The 20744-nt window shown below is 71.1% G+C and carries 21 protein-coding genes and 2 tRNA genes; 11 read left to right on the top strand and 12 right to left on the bottom strand.

What is annotated here, in order from left to right:
* Window positions 1-206 precede the first annotated feature (206 nt).
* Window positions 207-282 (bottom strand) — tRNA-His (locus ACYVJ3_RS13350).
* 77 nt (window positions 283-359) lie between these two features.
* Complete coding sequence (gene orn / locus ACYVJ3_RS13345; RefSeq protein WP_460853510.1) at window positions 360-977, bottom strand: oligoribonuclease; 618 nt, start codon at window positions 975-977, stop codon at window positions 360-362.
* Window positions 978-1050: 73 nt separating this feature from the next.
* Here orn and ACYVJ3_RS13340 point away from each other — a divergent pair, with 73 nt between their 5' ends.
* The gene (locus tag ACYVJ3_RS13340) at window positions 1051-1542 is read left to right on the top strand and encodes a DoxX family protein (protein WP_460853509.1); all 492 of its coding nucleotides are present in this window, start codon (window positions 1051-1053) and stop codon (window positions 1540-1542) included.
* Window positions 1543-1547: 5 nt separating this feature from the next.
* The gene (locus ACYVJ3_RS13335) at window positions 1548-2252 is read left to right on the top strand and encodes a DsbA family protein (RefSeq protein WP_460853508.1); all 705 of its coding nucleotides are present in this window, start codon (window positions 1548-1550) and stop codon (window positions 2250-2252) included.
* An 11-nt stretch (window positions 2253-2263) separates the two neighbouring features.
* Here the strand turns inward: ACYVJ3_RS13335 and ACYVJ3_RS13330 are convergent.
* A tRNA-Arg gene (locus ACYVJ3_RS13330) sits at window positions 2264-2340 on the bottom strand.
* A 16-nt stretch (window positions 2341-2356) separates the two neighbouring features.
* On the bottom strand, window positions 2357-3715 hold the full coding sequence (locus ACYVJ3_RS13325) for an aminopeptidase P family protein (RefSeq protein ID WP_460853507.1): 1359 nt from the start codon (window positions 3713-3715) through the stop codon (window positions 2357-2359).
* A 59-nt stretch (window positions 3716-3774) separates the two neighbouring features.
* On the opposite strand from ACYVJ3_RS13325, the gene ACYVJ3_RS13320 reads away from it, so the two are divergent.
* The 6 genes from ACYVJ3_RS13320 (at window position 3775) to ACYVJ3_RS13295 (ending at window position 11054) form a co-directional block, all read left to right on the top strand.
* On the top strand, window positions 3775-4896 hold the full coding sequence (locus tag ACYVJ3_RS13320) for a PrsW family intramembrane metalloprotease (protein WP_460853506.1): 1122 nt from the start codon (window positions 3775-3777) through the stop codon (window positions 4894-4896).
* Complete coding sequence (locus ACYVJ3_RS13315) at window positions 4893-6638, top strand: dynamin family protein (RefSeq protein WP_460853505.1); 1746 nt, start codon at window positions 4893-4895, stop codon at window positions 6636-6638. The genes ACYVJ3_RS13320 and ACYVJ3_RS13315 overlap by 4 nt, the downstream gene beginning before the upstream one ends.
* A complete protein-coding gene (locus ACYVJ3_RS13310) occupies window positions 6635-8248 on the top strand; it encodes a GTPase (RefSeq protein ID WP_460853504.1) in 1614 nt (537 codons plus the stop codon). The genes ACYVJ3_RS13315 and ACYVJ3_RS13310 overlap by 4 nt, the downstream gene beginning before the upstream one ends.
* A 172-nt stretch (window positions 8249-8420) precedes the next feature.
* A complete protein-coding gene (locus ACYVJ3_RS13305; RefSeq protein WP_460853503.1) occupies window positions 8421-8909 on the top strand; it encodes a single-stranded DNA-binding protein in 489 nt (162 codons plus the stop codon).
* A 79-nt stretch (window positions 8910-8988) separates the two neighbouring features.
* On the top strand, window positions 8989-10671 hold the full coding sequence (ettA, locus tag ACYVJ3_RS13300) for an energy-dependent translational throttle protein EttA (RefSeq protein ID WP_460853502.1): 1683 nt from the start codon (window positions 8989-8991) through the stop codon (window positions 10669-10671).
* A 74-nt stretch (window positions 10672-10745) separates the two neighbouring features.
* A complete protein-coding gene (locus ACYVJ3_RS13295; RefSeq protein WP_460853501.1) occupies window positions 10746-11054 on the top strand; it encodes a hypothetical protein in 309 nt (102 codons plus the stop codon).
* A gap of 66 nt (window positions 11055-11120) precedes the next feature.
* On the opposite strand, the gene ACYVJ3_RS13290 is transcribed toward ACYVJ3_RS13295, so the two are convergent.
* Both ACYVJ3_RS13290 and ACYVJ3_RS13285 read right to left on the bottom strand, forming a co-directional pair.
* Window positions 11121-11612, bottom strand: a complete 492-nt coding sequence (locus tag ACYVJ3_RS13290; RefSeq protein WP_460853500.1) for a MarR family winged helix-turn-helix transcriptional regulator — start codon at window positions 11610-11612, stop codon at window positions 11121-11123.
* 69 nt (window positions 11613-11681) lie between these two features.
* Window positions 11682-12899 (bottom strand): acetyl-CoA C-acetyltransferase, encoded by a 1218-nt coding sequence (locus tag ACYVJ3_RS13285; RefSeq protein WP_460853499.1) that lies wholly within the window; start codon window positions 12897-12899, stop codon window positions 11682-11684.
* Window positions 12900-13019: 120 nt separating this feature from the next.
* Between ACYVJ3_RS13285 and ACYVJ3_RS13280 the strand changes: the two genes are divergently transcribed.
* The gene (locus ACYVJ3_RS13280) at window positions 13020-13835 is read left to right on the top strand and encodes an acyl-CoA thioesterase (protein WP_460853498.1); all 816 of its coding nucleotides are present in this window, start codon (window positions 13020-13022) and stop codon (window positions 13833-13835) included.
* Here ACYVJ3_RS13280 and ACYVJ3_RS13275 read toward each other — a convergent pair.
* From ACYVJ3_RS13275 to ACYVJ3_RS13260, 4 genes are all read right to left on the bottom strand, one after another.
* Window positions 13796-14356, bottom strand: coding sequence for an RNA polymerase sigma factor (locus tag ACYVJ3_RS13275; RefSeq protein ID WP_460853497.1), 561 nt, complete (start codon window positions 14354-14356; stop codon window positions 13796-13798). The genes ACYVJ3_RS13280 and ACYVJ3_RS13275 overlap by 40 nt on opposite strands.
* Window positions 14357-14478: 122 nt before the next feature.
* Window positions 14479-15174: a hypothetical protein gene (locus ACYVJ3_RS13270; RefSeq protein ID WP_460853496.1), complete on the bottom strand. Its 696-nt coding sequence runs from the start codon at window positions 15172-15174 to the stop codon at window positions 14479-14481.
* A gap of 140 nt (window positions 15175-15314) precedes the next feature.
* Complete coding sequence (locus tag ACYVJ3_RS13265; RefSeq protein ID WP_460853495.1) at window positions 15315-15695, bottom strand: globin; 381 nt, start codon at window positions 15693-15695, stop codon at window positions 15315-15317.
* Window positions 15692-16636 carry a mechanosensitive ion channel family protein gene (locus tag ACYVJ3_RS13260; RefSeq protein WP_460853494.1) on the bottom strand — a complete coding sequence of 315 codons (945 nt, stop codon included), beginning with the start codon at window positions 16634-16636 and terminating at the stop codon, window positions 15692-15694. Before ACYVJ3_RS13260 ends, ACYVJ3_RS13265 begins: the two co-directional genes overlap by 4 nt.
* 82 nt (window positions 16637-16718) lie before the next feature.
* Here ACYVJ3_RS13260 and ACYVJ3_RS13255 point away from each other — a divergent pair, with 82 nt between their 5' ends.
* Together ACYVJ3_RS13255 and ACYVJ3_RS13250 are read left to right on the top strand one after the other, a co-directional pair.
* Window positions 16719-17087, top strand: coding sequence for a hypothetical protein (locus ACYVJ3_RS13255; protein WP_460853493.1), 369 nt, complete (start codon window positions 16719-16721; stop codon window positions 17085-17087).
* Between the two features lie 7 nt (window positions 17088-17094).
* On the top strand, window positions 17095-17454 hold the full coding sequence (locus ACYVJ3_RS13250; protein WP_460853492.1) for a TPM domain-containing protein: 360 nt from the start codon (window positions 17095-17097) through the stop codon (window positions 17452-17454).
* A 5-nt stretch (window positions 17455-17459) separates the two neighbouring features.
* Here the strand turns inward: ACYVJ3_RS13250 and ACYVJ3_RS13245 are convergent, their stop codons facing one another.
* Window positions 17460-17903, bottom strand: a complete 444-nt coding sequence (locus ACYVJ3_RS13245; protein ID WP_460853491.1) for a GNAT family N-acetyltransferase — start codon at window positions 17901-17903, stop codon at window positions 17460-17462.
* An 88-nt stretch (window positions 17904-17991) separates the two neighbouring features.
* Complete coding sequence (gene pepN / locus ACYVJ3_RS13240; RefSeq protein WP_460853490.1) at window positions 17992-20568, bottom strand: aminopeptidase N; 2577 nt, start codon at window positions 20566-20568, stop codon at window positions 17992-17994.
* Between the last annotated feature and the right edge of the window lie 176 nt (window positions 20569-20744).

Raw genomic sequence — 20744 nt, 5'->3', positions numbered from 1 at the left:
CCTAAACTTTTTTCGCAAGGGTTTCGGCGCGTAATTGCCGTCACGTGGCCCGAGGGGGCGTGTGTCTCGATACGCCGGTCACGAGCGCTCGCAGGCTCGCGACCGCGCGGCTACTCGACGTCCCGGCCCGTTCCGCGCCTTCGCAGGCTCAGGCGCGGGGCCGTGAAACGACCGCAGCCGGACCCTTGCGGATCCGGCTGCGTGACTGGGGTGAGCGACGGGGCTCGAACCCGCGACCCTCGCGACCACAACGCGATGCTCTACCAGCTGAGCTACGCCCACCATGTGTCGGCGCCACCGAGGTGGCGACCGGGATGAGTGTAGTGGTCGCCGTCAGCGAACGCTGAATCGGTAGGCCGTCAGGCGGGACCGAGGCCGGTGAGCGAGCCGCCGTGCCGGGTGGCGGCCTCCTTGGAGGCGTCCGTGTCGGGTCCGGGGAGCGGCACGAAGACCGTGTCGCGGTAGTAGCGCAGCTCCTCGATGCTCTCCTGGATGTCGGCCAGCGCGCGGTGGTTGCCGCGCTTGGTCGGCGCCGCGAAGTAGGCCCGCGGGTACCACCGCTTGGCGAGCTCCTTGATCGAGGAGACGTCGATGATCCGGTAGTGCAGGAACTCGTCGAGCTGGGACATGTCGCGGGCGATGAAGCCGCGGTCGGTGGCGACGGTGTTGCCGGCCAGCGGCGGGCGCGAGTCGGCCGGGCAGTGCTCGCGGATGTAGGCCATGACCTGCTCCTCGGCCTCCTCGAGGGTGACGCCGTTCTTGAGCTCCTCGAGCAGGCCGGAGTGGGCGTGCATGTTGCGGACGTACTCGATCATCTGGTCGAGCGCCTCGGCCGGCGGCTTGATGATGATGTCGACGCCCTCACCCAGGACGTTCAGGTCGAAGTCGGTCACCAGCGCGGCGATCTCCACGAGGGCGTCGGCGCCGAGGTCGAGGCCGGTCATCTCGCAGTCGATCCAGACGAGTCGTTCGTTCACGGGCCGAACCCTACGCGGTGGGTCCGATCGGTCCTCAGCCTCGATTCAGCACCACGCACTAGCCTCGCCTCCCATGAAGCAGTCGATGGCGCGGGTCGAGCCGTGGGTTGGCCTCGTCGCCCGACTCGTCGTCGGGTGCGTCTGGATCGTCGCCGGCGGGCTCAAGCTGACCCATGTCGCCGAGAGCATCAACGCCGTCCGGGGCTACCAGATCCTCTCGCCGCAGGTCGCCGAGTGGGTCGGCACCGGCCTTCCCGCCGTGGAGCTGGTGATCGGCCTGGCACTCGTGCTCGGTGTGATGACGCGCGGCGCCGCGGCCATGTCGGTGCTCCTGCTGACCGCGTTCATCGTGGGTATCGCATCTGTCTGGGCGCGCGGCATCGAGATCGACTGCGGGTGCTTCGGTGGCGGCGGTGCGGACCCGCACGCGGCGTCGGCGTACCCCTGGGAGATCGCGCGCGACCTCGGCCTCCTGCTCCTCTCCGCACTCCTGGCGTGGCGCGGCCGCAGCCGCCTCGCGCTGGACTCCCTGCTGTTCCCTGCTCGTCCCCTTGAAGGAGACTGAACCCCATGTCGAACACCAAGGCCGCCGCCCTCCTCGCCGAGCAGCAGAGGAAGGAGCGGCAGCGCCGCTTGCTCGCCATGGGTGGCGTCGGGCTGGTGATGGTGCTGATCGTGGCCGGAGCGATCGCGCTCGGCGTGATCAACAAGCACAAGAACGACACCAAGGTCGAGGCCGCGATCGCGTCGACGAGCGGCACCTACGGCGTGAAGTTCGGCCCGGACTCCGCCACGCACCACGTCGTGATCTACGAGGACTTCCTCTGCCCGTTCTGCGGCGCGCTCGAGAAGGGCACGCGCAGCCGGATCGCGCAGCTCGCCGCCGACGGCACGGTCCAGGTGGAGTACCGCCCGTTCGATCTGCTCTCGCGGCTCGGCGACTACTCCGCGCGCTCGGCCGGCGCGTTCTCGGTCGTCCTGGACAAGGCGGGACCCGACGTCGCGAAGAAGTTCCACGACCTGCTCTACGAGAACCAGCCGTCGGAGGAGGGTCCCTACCTCTCCGACGAGGACCTGGTGAAGTACGCGGTCGAGGCCGGCGCGAAGGAGTCGCAGGTCAAGGGCCCGATCGAGTCCGGGGCCGGCCTGGCCTGGGCCAAGGCCGCCACCAAGGCGGCCCTCGGCACCGGCCTGCAGGGCACGCCGACGGTCGTCGTCGATGGCCACCTGCTCAACGACACCACTCCGGACGGGCTGCTCGCCGCGATCGGGTGACCGTGCCGCGCTGGTGCCCCCGGCAGGACTCGAACCCGCAACCCAGTAGGTAGAAGCTACTTGCGCTATCCAGTTGCGCTACGGAGGCTTGTGCGCGAAGTCTGTCAGCCTCTGAGCGAACCCATCCACTCCTCGACGGCGTCGGGGTCGCGGGGGAGGGCGGCGGAGAGGTTCTGCACGCCGTCGGCGGTGACGAGCACGTCGTCCTCGATGCGGATGCCGATGCCGCGCAGCTCCTCGGGGACGAGCAGGTCGTCCTCCTGGAAGTAGAGCCCCGGCTCGACGGTGAGCACCATGCCCTCGGCCAGGGTGCCGTCGCGGTAGCTCTCGGGCGCGGCCTCGCCGCAGTCGTGGACGTCCATGCCGAGCATGTGGCTCACGCCGTGCAGCGTCCAGCGGGCGTAGACCTTGGAGTCCGGCGCCAGGGCCTCCTCGGGCGACACCGGGAGCAGGCCGAGGTCGGCCAGGCCATGGGCCAGCACGACCATGGCCGCCTCGTGGCCGGCCAGGAACCTGCTGCCAGGGCCGAGCGCGCCGAGCGCGGCCTCCTGTGCGTTCAGCACCAGGGTGTAGAGGTCGCGCTGCAGCGGGGTGAAGCGACCCGAGACCGGCAGGGTGCGTGTCACGTCGGCGGTGTAGAGGTTGTTGCCCTCGACGCCCATGTCGAGCAGGACCAGCTCGCCGGGCGTGATCGGACCGGAATTCTCGATCCAGTGCAGGGTCGTGGCGTGCGCCCCACCGGCGACGATCGAGTCGTAGCCGAGGTCGTTGCCCAGGGTGCGCGCGCGGCGGAAGAAGGTGCCCTCCAGCCAGCGCTCGCCGTACTTCAGCACGTTGTCCCACTCGCGCACGCTGTCCTCGAACCCGAGTGTGGTGGCGTCGATCGCGGCCTGCAGCTCGGCGACCTCCCAGGTGTCCTTGACCAGGCGCATCTCCGAGGCGACGCGGGTGAGCTCGTCGTCGGAGCCGAGCGTGCGGGTCTTCGTCGAGCCGGCCAGCACCGACTCCAGCTCCGAGGCGTGCCGGACCTCGAGCCCGAGTGCGGCGGTCATCTCGCCGAGCGAGGGGCGACGGCCGGCCCAGAGGGCGCCGTACTGGCGGTCCCGGAAGAACTCGTCGCTGTCGCGGCCCGAGCGTGGGCGCGCGTAGAGGACCGACGACCCGTCCGGCTCGATCACCAGCGTCGCGTCGGAGGTCTGGTTGCCGGAGTAGTAGGTGTGGGCGGTGTCGGGGCGGAAGCGGTAGTCGGTGTCCGCCGCGCGCACCTTGTAGGTGCCGCCGGGGATCACCAGCCGCTCGCCTGGGAACGCCGCCGCGAGCCGCTCGCGACGGGCCGCGGCCAGGGGAGCGACCGGGTGCTCCGGCACGTCGGCATCGCCGTCGCGCCAACCGGTCCGCATGAAGGCGGCGTACGCCTCCGGGACGGCGGGATCGTGGGCCTCGGTCTTCAGCTCCTCTTCCACGCCGCCCAGCGTACGCCGACGATCCCGGCCGCACCCGAGGCTCCCGATAGGGTTCTGCCATGCCTGCCGCCCCGCGCGAGAACGTCGCCTTCACGGTCGTGGTGACCGTGGCAGTGGCTCTCGGCGCCGCGGTGGTGGTGCTGCTCCTGGCCACCAAGGACGCTCCGGCGACCATGTTCCTCGCCACCGTGCTGGCCGCCGTGCCGGTCGGGCCCGTCGTGGCGGCGTACGTCTGGCTCGACCGGTACGAGCCCGAGCCCAAGAAGCTGCTCGCTCTCGGCCTGCTCTGGGGCGCCTTCGCGGCGACCACGATCGCGCTGCTGGTGGAGGGCATCGGCGGGATCGTCACCGGCATCAGCACCGCCGGTCAGGCCTCGATCATCGCGCCGATCGCCGAGGAGGCCTGCAAGGGGCTGTTCCTGGTGCTGCTGCTGTGGTGGCGTCGCGCGGAGATCGACGGCGTCCTCGACGGCATCGTGTACGCCGGCATGGTCGGCGTCGGCTTCGCGTTCACCGAGAACATCCTCTACCTGGCGTCCTCGTACGACGGCGCCGACGGGATGGGCCCCGGCGGGCTCAACGGGGTGACGGCGACCTTCGTCGTGCGCTGCGTGTTCGGTCCGTTCGCCCACCCGGTGTTCACCGCCTTCACCGGCATCGGCATCGGCCTCGCGGTCACCTCCCGCTCGGCCGCCGTGCGTTGGCTCGCGCCGATCGGTGGGTACGTCCTCGCGGTGATCGCGCACGGCATCTGGAACGGCTCGACGGCCTTCGGCTTCGGCAGCTTCGTGATGATGTACGCCGTCCTGGCGATCCCGGTCTTCAGCGCGCTGATCAGCCTGGCGATCTGGGCCCGCAGCTCGGAGCGGACTGTGCTCACGAGGGCGCTCGAGGACGCCGCCCATCGCGGCCTGATCCCGGCCACCGACATCGGCTGGGTCGTCGACCTGCGTGCCCGGCGTACGGCCCGCAGGTTCGCGCGCAGCCAGGGCGGTCCCGAGGCGCTGCGGGCGATGCGCGATTATCAGCAGGCAGCCGTCGAACTCGGGTTCCTGCACCATCGCCTCCTGCGCGGAACGCCTCCGCGGGACTGGCAGGTGCGGGGCCAGGTGTTCCTCGGGCTCATCCAGGCGAGCCGACCCCGGTTCGCGTTCCCCGGACAGGTGGTGCCACAGCGATGACTCACGAGCTGTCCGCGACGACCCCGCTCGACGGTAGCGACGGTCGCAAGATGCTCACCGAGGTCGTGCGCCTCAACGGAGCGCTCAAGGGCGCCCCGCTGCCGCTCGACCTGCCCGGTGCACCCGAGCTCCGCGGCACCCGCCAGCAGCTGATCGACCAGCTGGAGGACTACGTCATCCCGCGGCTGATGTCGCTCGAGGCCCCGCTGCTCGCGGTCGTCGGTGGCTCCACCGGTGCCGGCAAGTCCACGCTCGTCAACACCCTGGTCGGCCACCGCGTGACCGTCCCGGGCGTGCTCCGCCCGACCACCAAGTCGCCGGTCCTGGTGCACAACCCCGCCGACAGCCAGTGGTTCGGTGCCGACCGCCTCCTGCCCGACCTGCGCCGCGTCGCCACCGCGACGACCGACCAGCAGTCGATCCAGCTGGTCTCCACCGACGCCGTGCCGAAGGGCCTGGCGATCCTGGACGCCCCCGACATCGACTCCGTCGACGAGCGCAACCGCGAGCTGGCCGGCCAGCTCCTCGCGGCCGCCGACCTGTGGCTCTTCGTCACCTCCGCGGCCCGCTACTCCGACCAGATCCCCTGGGACTACCTCAAGCAGGCCGCTGACCGCTCGACCGCGGTTGCCGTCGTGCTCGACCGCACCCCGGCCGGCGACGTCAGCACCGTCTCCGCGCACCTCGCCCGGATGCTCGCCGCGCGCGGGCTCAAGGACTCCCCGCTGTTCGGCGTACCCGACGGCGAGGTCGACGACTTCGGCCTGCTGCCCGCCGGTCACGTCCGTGACATCCGCCAGTGGCTCGAGGCCCTGGCCGAGGACGCCGGTGCTCGGCGCTCGGTGGTCAACCAGACCGTCGCCGGTGCCGTGCGCAACGTGACGCGGCGGGTCTTCCCGATCGCCGACGCCGCCACCGAGCAGGTCGCCGCCGTCGGTGACCTCCTCGCCATCGCGGACAAGGCGTACGACGCCGCGCAGGCCGGCGTGATCGCGGCGAGCCGCGACGGCTCCGTGCTGCGCGGTGACCTGCTGGCCCGCTGGCAGGAGTTCGTCGGCAGCGGCGAGCTGGTCCGCTCGCTCGAGGCCAAGGTCGGCTTCGTCCGCGAGCGGCTGGTCAACGCGATCAAGGGCAAGCCCCAGCAGGCCGAGCGTCTCGGCGTCGCGCTGGAGATGGCCCTCGAGGCGCTGGTCGTCGACCACGCCGAGCGGGCCGCCGCCGCCGCATCGGCCGAGTGGCGCCGTACCGACCACGGCGAGGCCCTCCTCTCGGCGACCGCCGACGACCTGTCCCGCGCGGGCCGCAACCTGCGCCGCCAGACCACCGCTCAGGTGCGTGAGTGGCAGGACCAGCTCCAGGACCTCGTCCGCGACGGCAGCGCCGACGTACGTTCGACCGCGCGGTTCCTCGCCCTCGGCGTGCACGGCCTGTCCGTCACGCTCGCCGTGGTCGTCCTCGGCGCCGACGCCCCCACCGTCCCCGACTCCGTCGTCCTCGGACGCCGCCTGCTCGAGACCGTCGTGGGCGCGCCCCAGGCGGCCGGCATGATCACCGCCGCTCGCGAGGCCCTCGACCAGCGCCTGGTCGCGCTGATCGGCACCGAGCGCTCGCGCTACCTCGCGCCCGCCGAGGAGTGGCAGCTCAAGCCGGAGGCACCCGACCAGCTCCGCCACGCCGCCCGACGGGTCGACGACCTCCGCTTCGCAGCGGTTCGAGCCAAGAGCACCGGAGGCCACCTGTGAGCACCGAGAACATCGACGACGCCGGCGAGGTCCGCGACCTCGCGATCAAGGGCACGCCCCTGGGCGCTCGCATCGCCGGCCTGCGCGCCGCGGTCGAGGCCGCCCGCGGTCACATCCCGCAGGCCCGCCTCGACGAGGCGCTCGCCACGGCCGACCGTGCGGCCGGCCGGATGCGTCTCTCCGCCCAGCACACCGTCGTCGCGATCGCCGGCGCCACCGGCTCGGGCAAGTCCTCCACGTTCAACCACATGGTCGGGCTCGAGCTGTCCTCCACCGGCGTACGCCGTCCGACCACGTCGTGGGCGACGGCCGTCGTCTGGGGCCGCGAGGGTGCCGGCGAGCTGCTGCAGTGGCTCGGCATCCCGCCGCGTCACCACACCATGCGCGACTCGCTGCTCGACACCGGCGCCGAGGACAACGCCCTCGACGGCGTGGTCCTGATGGACCTGCCCGACCACGACTCGACCGAGGTCGCGCACCACCTCGAGGTCGACCGCCTCGTCGAGCTGGCCGACCTGCTCGTGTGGGTCGTCGACCCGCAGAAGTACGCCGACGCCGCGCTGCACGACCGCTACCTCAAGCCCCTCGCGGGCCACCAGGACGTCATGCTCGTCGTGCTCAACCACATCGACACGATCGCGCCGGACAAGCGCGACGGCATGATCGCCGACGTACGCCGCCTCCTCGCGCTCGACGGTCTCACCGACGTCTCGGTCCTCGCCGTCAGCGCCAAGGAAGGCCTCGGCATGGACCAGCTCCGCCAGGAGCTGGCCGCCCGCGTCGCCTCCAAGCGCGCCACGAACGCGCGCGCCGAGGCCGACATCGCGGCCGCCTCCCGCCGCCTCGAGGCCGACGGCGGCACGGCGCCCGCCCGCGAGCTCGACAGCCGTCGCATCGACGACCTCGAGGACGCCACGGCCGAGGTCGCCGGCATACCCACGGTCGTCGACGCCGTCGAGCGCCACGTCGCCTCCCAGGTCGGCCGCGCCGTGGCGTGGCCGCCGGTCGCGCTGCTCGACAAGGTCGGTGGCGGCGAGCTCGAGCGTCAGCTGGGCGTCTCCTCCGGTACGCCGACCGTCGCGCCGGTCTCCCGCGAGGCGCTGCACACCACGATCCGCGACCTCGGCGACGAGATCAGCGACGGGATGGGCCCGGCCTGGCGCCGGGCCGTCCACTCGGCCGTGACCGGCCGCCTCTCCGAGGTCGGCGACAGCCTCGACACCGGGCTGCGCTCGGTCGACCTGCGCGCCGACCGGATCCCCGGCTGGGCCGCTCTGCTCCGGGTGCTGCAGTGGGTGCTGTTCCTCGGTGCCCTCGCCGGCGCCGCGTGGTGGATCGTCTCGGCCGTGACGGGCTCCGACGTCTCCAAGGTCGCCGGTCTCCCGCTGCCCGCGTTGCTGCTGGTCGTGGGCCTGGTCGGCGGTCTGCTGCTCTGGCTCGTCGGTCGCGCGATGGTGGGTCCTGCCGCGCGCGGTCGCGCCGAGGCGGCGGACGTCGCGTTGCGCGGCGTCGTGCGCTCCGTCCTCGGTGGCACCGTCGTGACGCCGGCGACCGCCGAGCTGCGCGGGTACGCCGCGTTCCGCGCGGGCATCGACGCCGCCGGCCGCTGATCGCCTCGACGTTCACTCCCGTCACCTGACGGGCCACTTGCTGTCCACAGGTGGCTTGTCCTGCGCCGTTGTGCACAGGGTCCCCGGCGACACCGGCCCCGATGTCGGAGGCTGCCGGTCGACTCGTCCTCGTGACCGCACGACGCGGTCCCCGAACGAGAGGACAGAGCAGATGAGCAACGAGACGATGGTGACGATCCGCGGCTGGCTGGCCGCCGACCCGGTGGTGCGCGAGGCCAACGGCTTCCAGGTCGCCAACTTCCGCGTCGGCTGCACGCCGCGGCGCTTCAACCGGGCCCGGCAGGAGTGGGTCGACGGCCGGACCCAGTGGTACTCGGTGGCCGCCTGGCGCGACCTGGCGGTCAACTGCGGCCGATCGCTCAAGGGCGGCGAGCCGGTGATCGTGCACGGACGGCTCGAGCACCGGACCTACACCAACCGTGCCGGCCAGGAGGCCGTCGCGCTCGAGATCGATGCGATCACCGTCGGCCACGACCTCACCCGCGGCATCGACAACTTCCTCAAGGCCCCCTCCAAGCGCGAGCAGCCGCTCCAGGAGGAGGTCCAGAGCGCCAGGGTCGAGGAGGCGCCCGAGGACCCGTGGGCCGAGGTCGAGCCGGCGGTGGACGAGCTCCCGTCCGGAGGCAGCGCAGCGGCCTGACCGGCGTACGTCTGCGGCCGCGGCCCGGGAGGGCACCCGGGCTGCGGCCGACCGGGCCTCGCGCCGTAGCCTTTGCCGCATGGCGGAGTACATCCTTTCCCTGCGCAACGTTCGCAAGGCCCACGGCGACAAGGTCGTCCTCGACAACGTGACGCTGTCGTTCCTCCACGGAGCGAAGATCGGCGTGGTCGGCCCGAACGGCATGGGTAAGTCCTCGCTGCTCAAGCTGATGGCGGGCCTCGACCACCCGAACAACGGCGACATCGTCCGCGACCCCGACGGCACCGTCGGCATGCTCCAGCAGGAGCCGCCGCTGACCGAGGGCAAGACCGTCCTCGAGAACGTCGAGGAGGCGGTCGGCGACCTCAAGGCGAAGATGAAGCGCCTCGAGGAGGCGTACATGGAGATGGGTGACCCGGACGCCGACCAGGACGCCCTGATGGCCGAGACCGGCGACCTCCAGACCGAGCTCGACAACGCCAACGCGTGGGACATCGACAGCCGCCTCGAGCAGGCCATGGACGCGCTGCGCTGCCCGCCCTCCGACGCGCTGGTCGACAACCTGTCCGGTGGCGAGCGCCGCCGTGTCGCGCTGTGCAAGCTGCTTCTCCAGCAGCCTGACCTGCTGCTGCTCGACGAGCCCACCAACCACCTCGACGCCGAGTCCGTCCAGTGGCTCGAGGGACACCTGAAGTCCTACCCCGGCGCCGTCCTGGCCGTCACCCACGACCGGTACTTCCTCGACAACGTCGCCGAGTGGATCGCCGAGGTCGACCGTGGCCAGATCCACGGCTACGAGGGCAACTACTCCACCTACCTCGAGACCAAGAAGGACCGTCTCAAGGTCGAGGGCCAGAAGGACGCCAAGCGCGCCAAGATGCTGGAGAAGGAGCTCGAGTGGGTCCGCTCGAACGCCAAGGCCCGCCAGACCAAGTCCAAGTCGCGTCTGGCCCGCTACGAGGAGCTCGCGGCCGAGGCTGACAAGGCCCGCAAGGTCGACACCGCCGACATCAACATCCCGCCCGGCCCGCGCCTGGGCGACATCGTGCTCGAGGGCCACCACCTCACCAAGGCCTTCGAGGGCCGCACGCTGTGGAACGACATCTCCTTCACGCTGCCGCGTGCCGGCATCGTCGGCGTCGTCGGCCCCAACGGCGTCGGCAAGACCACGCTGTTCCGGATGATCACCGGCGGCGAGCAGCCCGACAGCGGCGAGCTCAAGGTCGGCACGACCGTCAAGATCTCCTACGTCGACCAGAGCCGTGGCGGCATCGACCCCAACAAGAACGTCTGGGAGGTCGTCTCCGACGGCCTGGACTTCATCAAGGTCGCCAACTTCGAGATGAACTCCCGGGCGTACGTCGCCTCGTTCGGGTTCAAGGGCCCCGACCAGCAGAAGAAGGCCGGTGTCCTCTCCGGTGGTGAGCGCAACCGCCTCAACCTGGCGCTGACCCTCAAGCAGGGCGGCAACATGCTGCTGCTCGACGAGCCCACCAACGACCTGGACGTCGAGACGCTGTCCTCTCTCGAGGACGCCCTCCTCGACTTCCCGGGCTGCGCGGTGGTCACCTCCCACGACCGGTGGTTCCTCGACCGCATCGCCACCCACATCCTCGCCTGGGAGGGCGACGACGAGGACGGCGGCAGGTGGTTCTGGTTCGAGGGGAACTTCGCCTCCTACGAGGAGAACAAGATCGAGCGCCTGGGCATCGAGGCCGCTCGTCCCCACCGGGTCACCCACCGCAGGCTGACGCGCGACTGAGGTCTCTGCGCGAGTGCGTCGCCTCGCGGCGCGCTCGCCGGACAATGGCGGCCCTGACGGGGTACCGGAACGCCATGATGCGAAGCCACCCCCGCGACAGGGACTACGGGGGTCTCGATGCCTTCGGCTGGCAGCCCTGCACGCCCGCCGCCTCACTCCTGCCCGACCGCACGCCCGGCGCACGTCACGGGTCGCGCTGGGCCACGCCGGCCCGGCTCTACCGCCGTATGCTGCAGGTCACCCTGCGCGCGGCCGCGCTGATCGCGCGGCTGCTGTGGGCCCTGGCCATGGCCTGCGTCGTCGAGTGCGGCGTCGTGGCCGCGGCCGTCCTGATGTTCACCGTGTTCCTGCTGCTCAGCATCGCCGTGCTCGCCGCGACCTGACCGGGGGCGACACGGGCGCTCGACCACGAGGCGGGGCTCGCGGCGTGCGAGGGGGATGCCGACGGGTCAGCAGCCCGCGGGACCCCCGCCGAGGTGGTCCGCGACGGCACGCATCACCCGGCCGACGACCTCGAAGTCCGCGCCGGCGACGTCCACCAAGTGCTCGCGTACGCCGGCGACGTGCACGGGCGCGGCTGACTGGAGGCGCTCCCATCCCTTGTCGGAGAGCCGCGCGACGACGCCCCGACGATCGTCGGAGACCTCGCAGCGCTCGACCAGGCCGTCGACCTCCATGCGCGTGACGGTGTGGGTGATCCGGCTGCGGCTGTGCGCCAGCGAGTCGGCGAGCACGGCCATCCGCATCTGGCGACCGGGCGACTCCGAGAGCCGCACCATCACCTCGTACTCGACCATCGACAGCCCACTCTGCTCGCGCAGCTCGTCGTCGAGCCGATCGGCGAGCATCTGCACGCCCAGGAGATATGAGCGCCAGCTCGCCTGCTCGTCGGCGGTCAGCCAGCGCGGCTCGACGGACGTCTCGGAGGGCGGGGGATTCACGGAACCAGTTTAGTCGTGAAACGGCCACGGCCCGCCGCGGAACGCGACGGGCCGTGGGGCAGCGGTGGATCAGCCCAGGCGCTCCACGATCATCGCCATGCCCATGCCCCCGCCGACGCACATGGTGATCAGGCCGGTGGACTTGTCGTGCCACGACAGCGAGTTCAGCAGCGTGTTCTGCAGACGGGCCCCGGTCATGCCGAACGGGTGGCCGACCGCGATGGCGCCACCGTTGACGTTGAGGCGGTCGCGCTCGATGCCCAGCTCGCGCTCGGAGGCGATCACCTGCGCGGCGAAGGCCTCGTTGATCTCGACCAGGTCGATGTCGCCGATGCTCATGCCGGCCGACTTCAGCGCGCGCTTGGACGCCTCGACCGGGCCCAGGCCCATGATCTCCGGCGAGAGGCCCGAGACGCCGGTCGACACGATCCGCGCGAGGGGCGTGAGGCCCAGCTCGGCAGCCTTGGCGTCGGACATGATCACGACGGCCGCGGCGCCGTCGTTGAGCGGGCAGCAGTTGCCGGCGGTGACGGTGCCGTCCGGGCGGAAGACCGGGGAGAGCCCGGAGAGCGCCTCGTAGGTCACGCCGGCGCGGGGGCCGTCGTCCTTGGTCACCACGGTGCCGTCCGCGAGCGTGATCGGGGTGATCTCGCGCTCCCAGAAGCCCTCGCCGATCCGCTGCTCGGTCAGGTTCTGCGACCGTACGGCGAACTCGTCCTGGTCCTCACGCGAGACGCCCTTGAGCTGGGCGACGTTCTCCGCGGTCTGGCCCATGGCGATGTAGACGTCTGGCAGCTGGCCGTCCTCACGCGGGTCGTGCCACGTCTTGCCGCCGGCGGCGTACTCCTCGGTGCGTCCCTGGGCGTCCTTGAACAGCGGGTTCTTGGTGTTCGGGATGTGGTCGGAGGTGCCGAACTGGAAGCGGGAGACCGTCTCGACGCCGGCGGAGATGTACACGTCGCCCTCGCCGGCCTTGATGGCGTGGAACGCCATCCGGGAGGTCTGCACCGACGAGGAGCAGTACCGCGTGATCGTCGTACCGGGAACGTTGTCGTAGCCGAGCAGGACCGGGATGTTGCGGCCCATGTTGTTGCCGGACTCGCCGCCCGGCAGGCCCACGCCGAGGATGAAGTCGTCGACCGTGTTCGGGTCGAGTGCCGGGATCTTGTCCAGCGCCGTCTTCGTGATCAGCGCGGTGAGGTCGTCGGCCCGGAAGTCCGTCAACGAGCCCTTGTTGGCCCGACCGATCGGCGTACGTGCGACGGAGACGATGACTGCTTCGGGCATGCGATGAACTTCCTTGTCGAAAGAGGTCGAGAGGGGAGTGGGATGGGTGCGAGCCTAGTGCGCGAACTGGAACAGGTTCCAGTTCTCCGGTTGGTCTCGGCGTCTGGAAGCATGTCAGGGGTGCGACACCGCTTCTCCTGCCCGCTGCGCTGGGCCGATCTCGACCTCCTCGGGCACGTCAACAACGTGCGCTACCTCGACTACCTCCGCGCTGCCCGCGACGACGTCCTGCACGCCGCGGCACTGGACCTCGGCCCCGCCGGCCTGGCCGTGGGCCGCCACGAGCTCACCTTCCTCGCGCCGCTGCACTACGGCCCCGAGCCGGTCGTCGTCGACGTCTGGCTGAGCTCCCTCGAGGACGCCTCCGCGGTCCTGGAGTACGCCGTGCACGACGGCTCGCCGCAACCGGTGACGTTCTTGCGGGCGCGCTCGTTCGTCAGCGGTGCGGGCCTCGCGGCGCTGGCGGCGTACGTCGAGCCGGGGGAGGAGCCGACCAGGCCGACCCCGCCGAGCGCCCAGGCCGACCCCGAGCGCAGCTTCGCCCTCCACCTCCGCGCCGGCGACCTCGATGTCACCGGCCATGCCAGCGACGTCTCGTGCGTGGAGTACTTCCAGGAGGCGCGGATCGACTTCCTCCGGCGACTGCTCGGGGAGCTCCCCGACACCTCCGTCGGCCTGCGGTGGGTGGTGGCACAGACCGACCTGGACTACCTCGCCCCGATCGCACCCAGCCGGACGCCGTACGGCGTCGCGAGCCGGCTCGCGAAGGTCGGCAACAAGTCGCTGGTGATCGAGTCGGTGCTGCGCGACACCGACGGCACGGCGTACGCCGCTGCACGGGTGGTGCTGGTCGTCTTCGACCCGGTCACCCAGCGGTCGGCCGAGCCGCCCGCGGGCTATCGCGAGGTGCTCGAGGCCCTCGTCGAGGCCGGCTGAGCGAAGCTGCCGCGCAGGCGCTTGAGCCCACGGTGCCGCGCGACCCGTACGGCGACGGCGCTCATACCGAGCGCCTCACAGGTCGCGGCGACGTCGAGGTCGAGGACCTCCATGCAGGTCAGCACGTCGCGCTCGCGGTCGGGGAGTCCGGACAGCACGCGCCGGACCCAGTCGCTGGCGGCGAGCGAGGTCTCCGGACTCGGCGTCCGCGGCTCCTCGAAGCGCTGGGTCGCGTCCACGGCCGCGCGCCGGGCCGCGCGCCGGCGCGAGTTGAGGCCGTAGTTCCGGGCGATGCCGAACAGCCAGCCGGCGAAGTCGCCGCTGTCGCCGGTGAAGTCGGCGATCTTCTCGGCCGCCGTCAGCCACGCGGCTGCGGCGATGTCCTCGGCAGTGTCGCTGCTCGAGGCCATGCGCGACTCGAGCCAGACCAACAGCCGACCGGCGTGTGCTCGATAGAGCACACGCCAGGCATCAGGATCTCCCGCCTTGGCAGCGGAGATCGTCGCGTCGTCGACAGGCACCTGGCGTGATCCGCTCCTGTCCCCGAGTCCGTGGGCTGATCTGGCCGGGCCGATTCTAGCCGGAGCAGAGAGCGGATGGACCCAATTGGGGCACGTCGCGGGCCAGGGTCCGCGGAGGTCGGTTAGCGACCGTGGTGCGGGGCGTGCGCGCCGTGCGGACGGCCGTCGTACGACGAGTGGCCGGTCAGGTGCCGGTGGCCGTGATCGGCGGGCTGGTGGCCCGGTCGCGGGGCGGTCTTGTGGTGCGGCTTGCCGGACGGCTTGGCGTGCTCGGCAGGGCCGTGGGACGCGTCGTGGGCCTTGCCGTGCTCGCCCTTGTGCTGGTGGGCGGTGTGAGCGGCAGGGGCGGCGGGCGCGGCCGGCGGGTGCTCGGAGTGCCCGTGGGTGGCCGTCTCGGCGACGACGATGCCCTGCGGCAGCACGATCGTGGTGGTGCCCTGCTTGCCACCGGCGTGGGCGGCGGCGGAGGGAAGAGTGTCCGGCAGCCCCGTCGGCGCGGGGCTGCCGGGTGAGGAGCCATCGGCTTGTGGGGTGCCGGTGCTCCTGTCAGGCGTGGTCGGGAGCAACGGGGCGTGGGTGATCACCTTCAGCGTGAAGGGTGTCGCTACGCCCGGAATGGCTCCTGCGGCCCATGTGGTTGCCCCGAGAGACGCGACCACAGCTGCCACGAAGGTGACCCGAAGTCCGACCGATCGAGCAGGTCCCGCCGAGGGCGTCGAGTCGGCGCTCAACGCGGTGAGCCGATCCAGCATGACGGCGTCGGGCTCGAAGGCCGGTACGTCGACCTTCAGCGCTCGGGGCCGCATCTGCATCGCCATCAGTTCCTCAAAAGTTTGATGGCCGGGCCCGATGTGGGGTCGGGCCCGGCCGGGGACGTACTCAACAGTTACCTGTCGTGACCCCGGCAGATTGTTACAGCCGAGGGAGAAGTTTTTTCAGGACTTCGGTGGAACTTGTCTCAGCCGGGGGTGTTGACCATGAAGTTCGCGGCGTGGGTGACGTAGTCCCAGAAGGCGCGGTCCTGCTCCGGCGGCAGCTGGACCTCGTCCAGGGCGGCGCGGAAGTGACCCAGCCAGCGGTCGCGCGCGGCCTCGTCGACGACGAACGGCGCGTGCCGCATCCGCAGGCGAGGGTGACCGCGCAGCTCGGAGTACGTCGTCGGTCCGCCCCAGTACTGGGCCAGGAACAGCCGGAACCGCTCCTCGGCCGGCCCGAGGTCGGCCTCGGGGTACATCGGCCGCAGGACCTCGTCGTGCGCCACACCGGCGTAGAACGCGGCCACGATCCGGCGGATGGTGTCCTCGCCGCCGATCTGGTCGTAGAAGGTGGCCTCGCTCATGGGGCCATCATCCCTCGTCGCAGCGGGAGGGCGATGCCCTCGTGGTCGAAACGGGCCTTGATCCGCTCGCGCAGGGTGCGGGCCACGGCCCACTGCTCGAGCGGCGCGGTCTTGATCATCACCCGCAGGGTGATGGCGTCCATGTTCATGGTCTCCACGCCGGTGACCTCCGGCTCCTCGACGACCACGTGGGAGAAGTCGGGGTCGAGCCACAGGTCGTGGGCGACCTCGCGCATCACCTGCTGCACCTTGCCGAGGTCCTCCCCGGGGCCGACCTGGATGTCGACGACGGCCCGGGACCAGTTCTGGCTCTTGTTGCCGACCCGCAGCACCTCGCCGTTCGGGACGTACCAGACGGTCCCCTCGACGTCGCGCAGACGGGTCATCCGCAGGGTGACCGCCTCGATCGTGCCGCTGGCCGACCCGACGTCGACCACGTCGCCGACGCCGTACTGGTCCTCGAGGAAGATGAAGATGCCGGCCAGGAAGTCCTTGACCAGCGACTGGGCTCCGAAGCCCAGGGCCAGGCCGATGATGCCGGCGCTGGCGATGATGGGTGCGATGTTCACGCCGAGCACGGAGAGCACCATCGTCCCGATGACGGCGATCAGGACGACGCTGATGACGCTGTTCAGGACACCGGCCATGGTGCGGGCGCGCTGACGTCGGCGGAGGGCGACGACGCTGTCGTGGCGCTCGGGGAGGACGCCGCGCTCGGCCTGGCGGGCGATCCGCTCCACGATGCGGTGGAGCACCCACCGGATCAGGAGCGCGAGCACGACGAGGCCGAGGATCGCCAGCGGCTTGCCGATGACGATCTGTGACCACCGGGCCAGCTCGGCGTTGCCGGTCAGGTCGTGCACCGTGTCGCAGATCAGGTGGCCGTTGCACTCCGGCGTCGCGGTGCTCACTGCGGGCAGGGACAGGGCTGGGAGCTGCATCCGACAAGTGAACAGGGCCGCGCGCGGCGTACCAAAGCGGGGTGCTGGGCCGCAGCCCACCCCAGCCGATACTCTTCTCCTCGTGATCAGGACTGCCGTACGCCGCACCGCTGCCGCCCTCACGCTCGCGACCCTCCTCGGCGTCGCCTTCGTCGCCGCAGGCGGCTCCGCCTCGGCCGACACCCCCGTCCCCGGTGGCGGCTGGGAGGCCAAGCCGCCGGTCAACGACGCGCACGCCTACCTGCTGTTCGTCGGCATCCCGGTGCTGGTGCTGCTGGTGATCAGCGCGCTGGTGTTCGCGCCGGCGATCGTGCGCGGCGAGTCCATCCGCCCGGGCAGCACGCCCGCGCCCGAGGGCCAGTGGATCGGCGGCCCCCGCAAGGCGGCCGGCGAGCTCGCCGAGCCCGACACGGCCGACTCTGCTGCCGGCGGCGCCGGCGGCACCTGGTGACCCTGCGGTGGCACAGGCGCTTCTGAACCAGACGGACCAGGCGCGGCTCGACGCCGCGATCCGCACCGCCGAGCAGGCGTGCCGTGCGGAGATCTCGGTCTACCTCGGCGAGGCCGAGGGCTCCATGCGTGACTTCGCCACCAGCCTGCACAACACCCTCGTGGTGCCCGCGCGCAGCGTCGTGATCCTGGTGGACCCCCAGCGGCGCGCGATCGAGGTCGTCACCGGCGGCCAGGTGCGCGCCAAGCTCCCCGACGAGGCCGTTGCCGACATCGTCGAGGAGATGACCGGCGCGTTCGCCGCCGGCGACCTGGCCGGGGGCCTGGTCATCGGCGTCCAGCGGATCGGGCGCGAAGCCTCCGCCTGAGCGGGTCAGGCCGCAGGCCGGACCATCATCACGTTGACCTTGCCGGCGTGCTCCAGCTCGCCGACGGGCTCGAAGCCCATCGACTCGTGGAACGCCAGCGAGGCCTGGTTGGTCTCGTAGACCTCCAGAGCGACCGGTACGTCGCTGGGCAGCTGCTCGTAGAGCTCCGAGCCCACGCCCTCACGGCGGTGGTCGGGGGAGACGATGACGCGGTCGAGGTAGACGAAGTCGTCGTAGCGCTCCTGGAACCAGCGGTACCGCGAGGAGTCGTACGTCGCGTCCGGTGGCAACGTGATCACGAAGCCGGCGACGTCGCCGTCGGCGTCGGCGACGAGGGCCTGCTCCGCCTGCTTCACCAGCAGGGAGAGGTCCTCGTGGTCGAGCGGTCCGACGGCATGCAGCGCGGACTGGTTGAGGTCGAGGATCTGGTCGTGGTCGGGGTGTTCCATCGTTCGGATCATCCCTTCGACCGTAAAAGAAGCGGGCCGAGTCCCGAAATCGGGACCCGGCCCACCGGCGGCAGGTGTTACCTGTGCCTCATCGTGCGTCGCGTGCCTGGGCGGCCAGGGAGCGCGCCACGTCGTCGCGTCCCTCGCGCACGTAGCGGACCGCTCCAGGGTTGACGCCGTCGGTGCTCGAGGCGAGCCAGGCGTCGACCGCGTCGAGGGTCTCCTGGGTGGCGACCAGGCGCGGGAACAGCGCGGTCAGCGCGACGGCGGCCTTGTGGCTGCCGAGGCGGTCCCAGGTCGCCGGGGTGTCGGCGAGGTAGCGCTCGACGTACGGCGCCAGCACCTCCTGCTGACCCTCGCGCCAGAACGACAGGGCGACGCTGCGTGCGGTCTCGTTCGGCACCGATCCGTCGACCATGCCCTGCTCCCAGGCGCGTGCCTTGGCCTCGGCCGTCGGGATCGCGGCGCGCGCGGCGGCGGCCTTCTCCTGGCCGGTGATCGTCTGGTCCTGAGCGAGCTCGCCGTCGATCCGGGCGTCGTCGGCGCGGCCGACCCGGGCCAGGTTGGCCAGCAGGTGCCAGCGCATCTCCTGGTCGAGCGCCAGCCCGTCGATCACCAGGTCCCCCGAGAGCAGTGCCTCGAGGTCGGCGATCGCCGTCTCGCTGTGGGCGACCGACGCGTAGCCCTGCACGAAGGTCAGCTGGTGGTCCGACCCCGGCTCGGCTGCCAGCGCGAGCTGCTTGAGCCCGGCCTCCCACCGCGCCCGGAGCGCGTCGCGCTTGGCAGGGTCGCTGTAGACGCTGACCGCCTGCGCGGCGTACGTCGGGATCCGGCTCAGGCCCCACGAGTCGGTCTCGGCGCCGAGGTTGCTCAGCACCAGGGCGACGAAGTCGGAGGCGGCCATCTCGGCGTCGCGGGTCATGTCCCACGCCGCTCCCCACACCAGCGCCCGCGCGAGCGAGTCGTCGATCGCGGACAGGTCGGCGATCGCGGTCGCCAGCGAGCGCTCGTCGAGGCGGATCTTGGCGAAGGCCAGGTCACCGTCGTTGAGCAGCAGCAGCTCGGGCTGCCGGGCGCCGACGAGGTCGGCGACCTCGGTGCGCTCGCCGGCCACGTCGACCTCGACGTACGACGTCCGCACGAGGCGGCCGTCGGCGTCCTTGTCGTAGGCGCCGATGCCGAGCCGGTGGCGGCGCAGCGTCGGGTACGCCTCGGGCGCCGTCTGCACCACGGTGAAGGAGGAGTAGGTGCCGTCGGCGGCGACCTCGAACTCGGAGGCGAGGGTGTTGGTGCCGGCCGTCTGCAGCCACTCGGTCGCCCAGCCCTTGAGCTCGCGGCCGGAGGCCGCCTCGAGCGCGCCGAGCAGGTCGTCGAAGGTGGTGTTGCCGTAGGCGTGGTCCTGGAAGTACTGACCCAGACCCTTGAGGAACGGCTCGAGCCCGACCCACGCCACCAGCTGCTTGAGCACCGAGGCGCCCTTGGCGTAGGTGATCATGTCGAAGTTCACCTCGACCGCGTGCAGGTCGACCATGTCGGCGGCGATCGGGTGCGTGCTCGGCAGCGCGTCGGCGCGGTAGCCGGTCTGCTTGCGGGCATTGGTGAAGCCGGTCCAGGCGTCGGCGTACGACGTCGCCTGTGCCTCGGCGTGGTAGCAGGCCCACTCGGCGAACGACTCGTTCAGCCAGAGGTCGTCCCACCACTTCATGGTCACCAGGTCGCCGAACCACATGTGGGCCATCTCGTGCAGGATCACCGAGGCGCGGAACTCGTAGAACGAGCGCGGCTGGCGCGAGCGGGGGAGGTACTCGTCGCGCAGCGTGATCGCGCCGGCGTTCTCCATCGCGCCCGCGTTGAACTCGGGGACGTAGAGCTGGTCGTACTTGCCGAACGGGTAGGGGAAGCCGAACTGCGCCTCGAAGAACTCGAAGCCCTGCTGGGTGAGCTCGACGATCTCGGCGCGGTCGCGGTCGAGCTCGGCCTTGAGCGACTGGCGCGAGTAGTGGCCCAGCGGGATCGTGCCGTGCGCCCCCTCGTAGACGTCGTGGACGGCGTAGTAGGGGCCCGCGACGATCGCGGTGACGTACGTCGACATCGGCTTGGTGGGCTCGAAGGACCACGTCGCGAGGTCGGCGGACGAGTCCGACGGGACGGGCTCGGGTGTGGGGGCGTTGGAGACCACGGTCCACGAGGCAGGGGCGTGGACGGTGAAGGTGAAGGGCGCCTTGAGGTCGGGCTGCTCGAAGGTGGTGAAGACGCGTCGGGCGTCGGGCACCTCGAACTGGCTGTAGAGGTAGACGCGACCGTCGGCCGGGTCCACGAAGTGGTGGAGCCCCTCGCCCGTGTGGGAGTAGGTGCATTCGGCCTTGACGACGAGGGTGTTCTCGGCCGCCAGGCCGGACAGCGCGATGCGGCTGTCGGCGTACACCTCGGCGGGGTCGAGCTGCTCGCCGTTGAGGGTGATCTCGTGGATGGTCGCGTCGACGAGGTCCGCGAAGGTCGCGCTGCCAGGGGTGCGGCAGGAGAAGACGAGCGTGGTCGTCGATCCGAAGGTGGTGACGCCATCGGTCTCGGCCTTGGTGAGGTCGAGATCGACGGCGTACGACGTGACGTCGATGAGCGCGGACCGGGCGGTGGCCTCGTCGCGCGTGAGGTTGGTTCCAGGCATGGAGCAGATACAACCAGCAGCCCCCAGGCGACACCACCGCCGGGAGGGCCGCCGTTGGTCTCGATCTGATGACAAGCGCGGAATTACAAAGATGTAATTCTGAAAAGTCAATGCGACACGCCGACGAAACGCGAGAAACCCGGGGTTTTTGTTGCGTTTTGTGACTCGAGTGACTC

It is taken from the genome of Nocardioides montaniterrae, from assembly GCF_054782655.1.
Note: the sequence above shows the minus strand (reverse complement) of the source record. Positions and strands in the feature narration are given on the sequence as shown.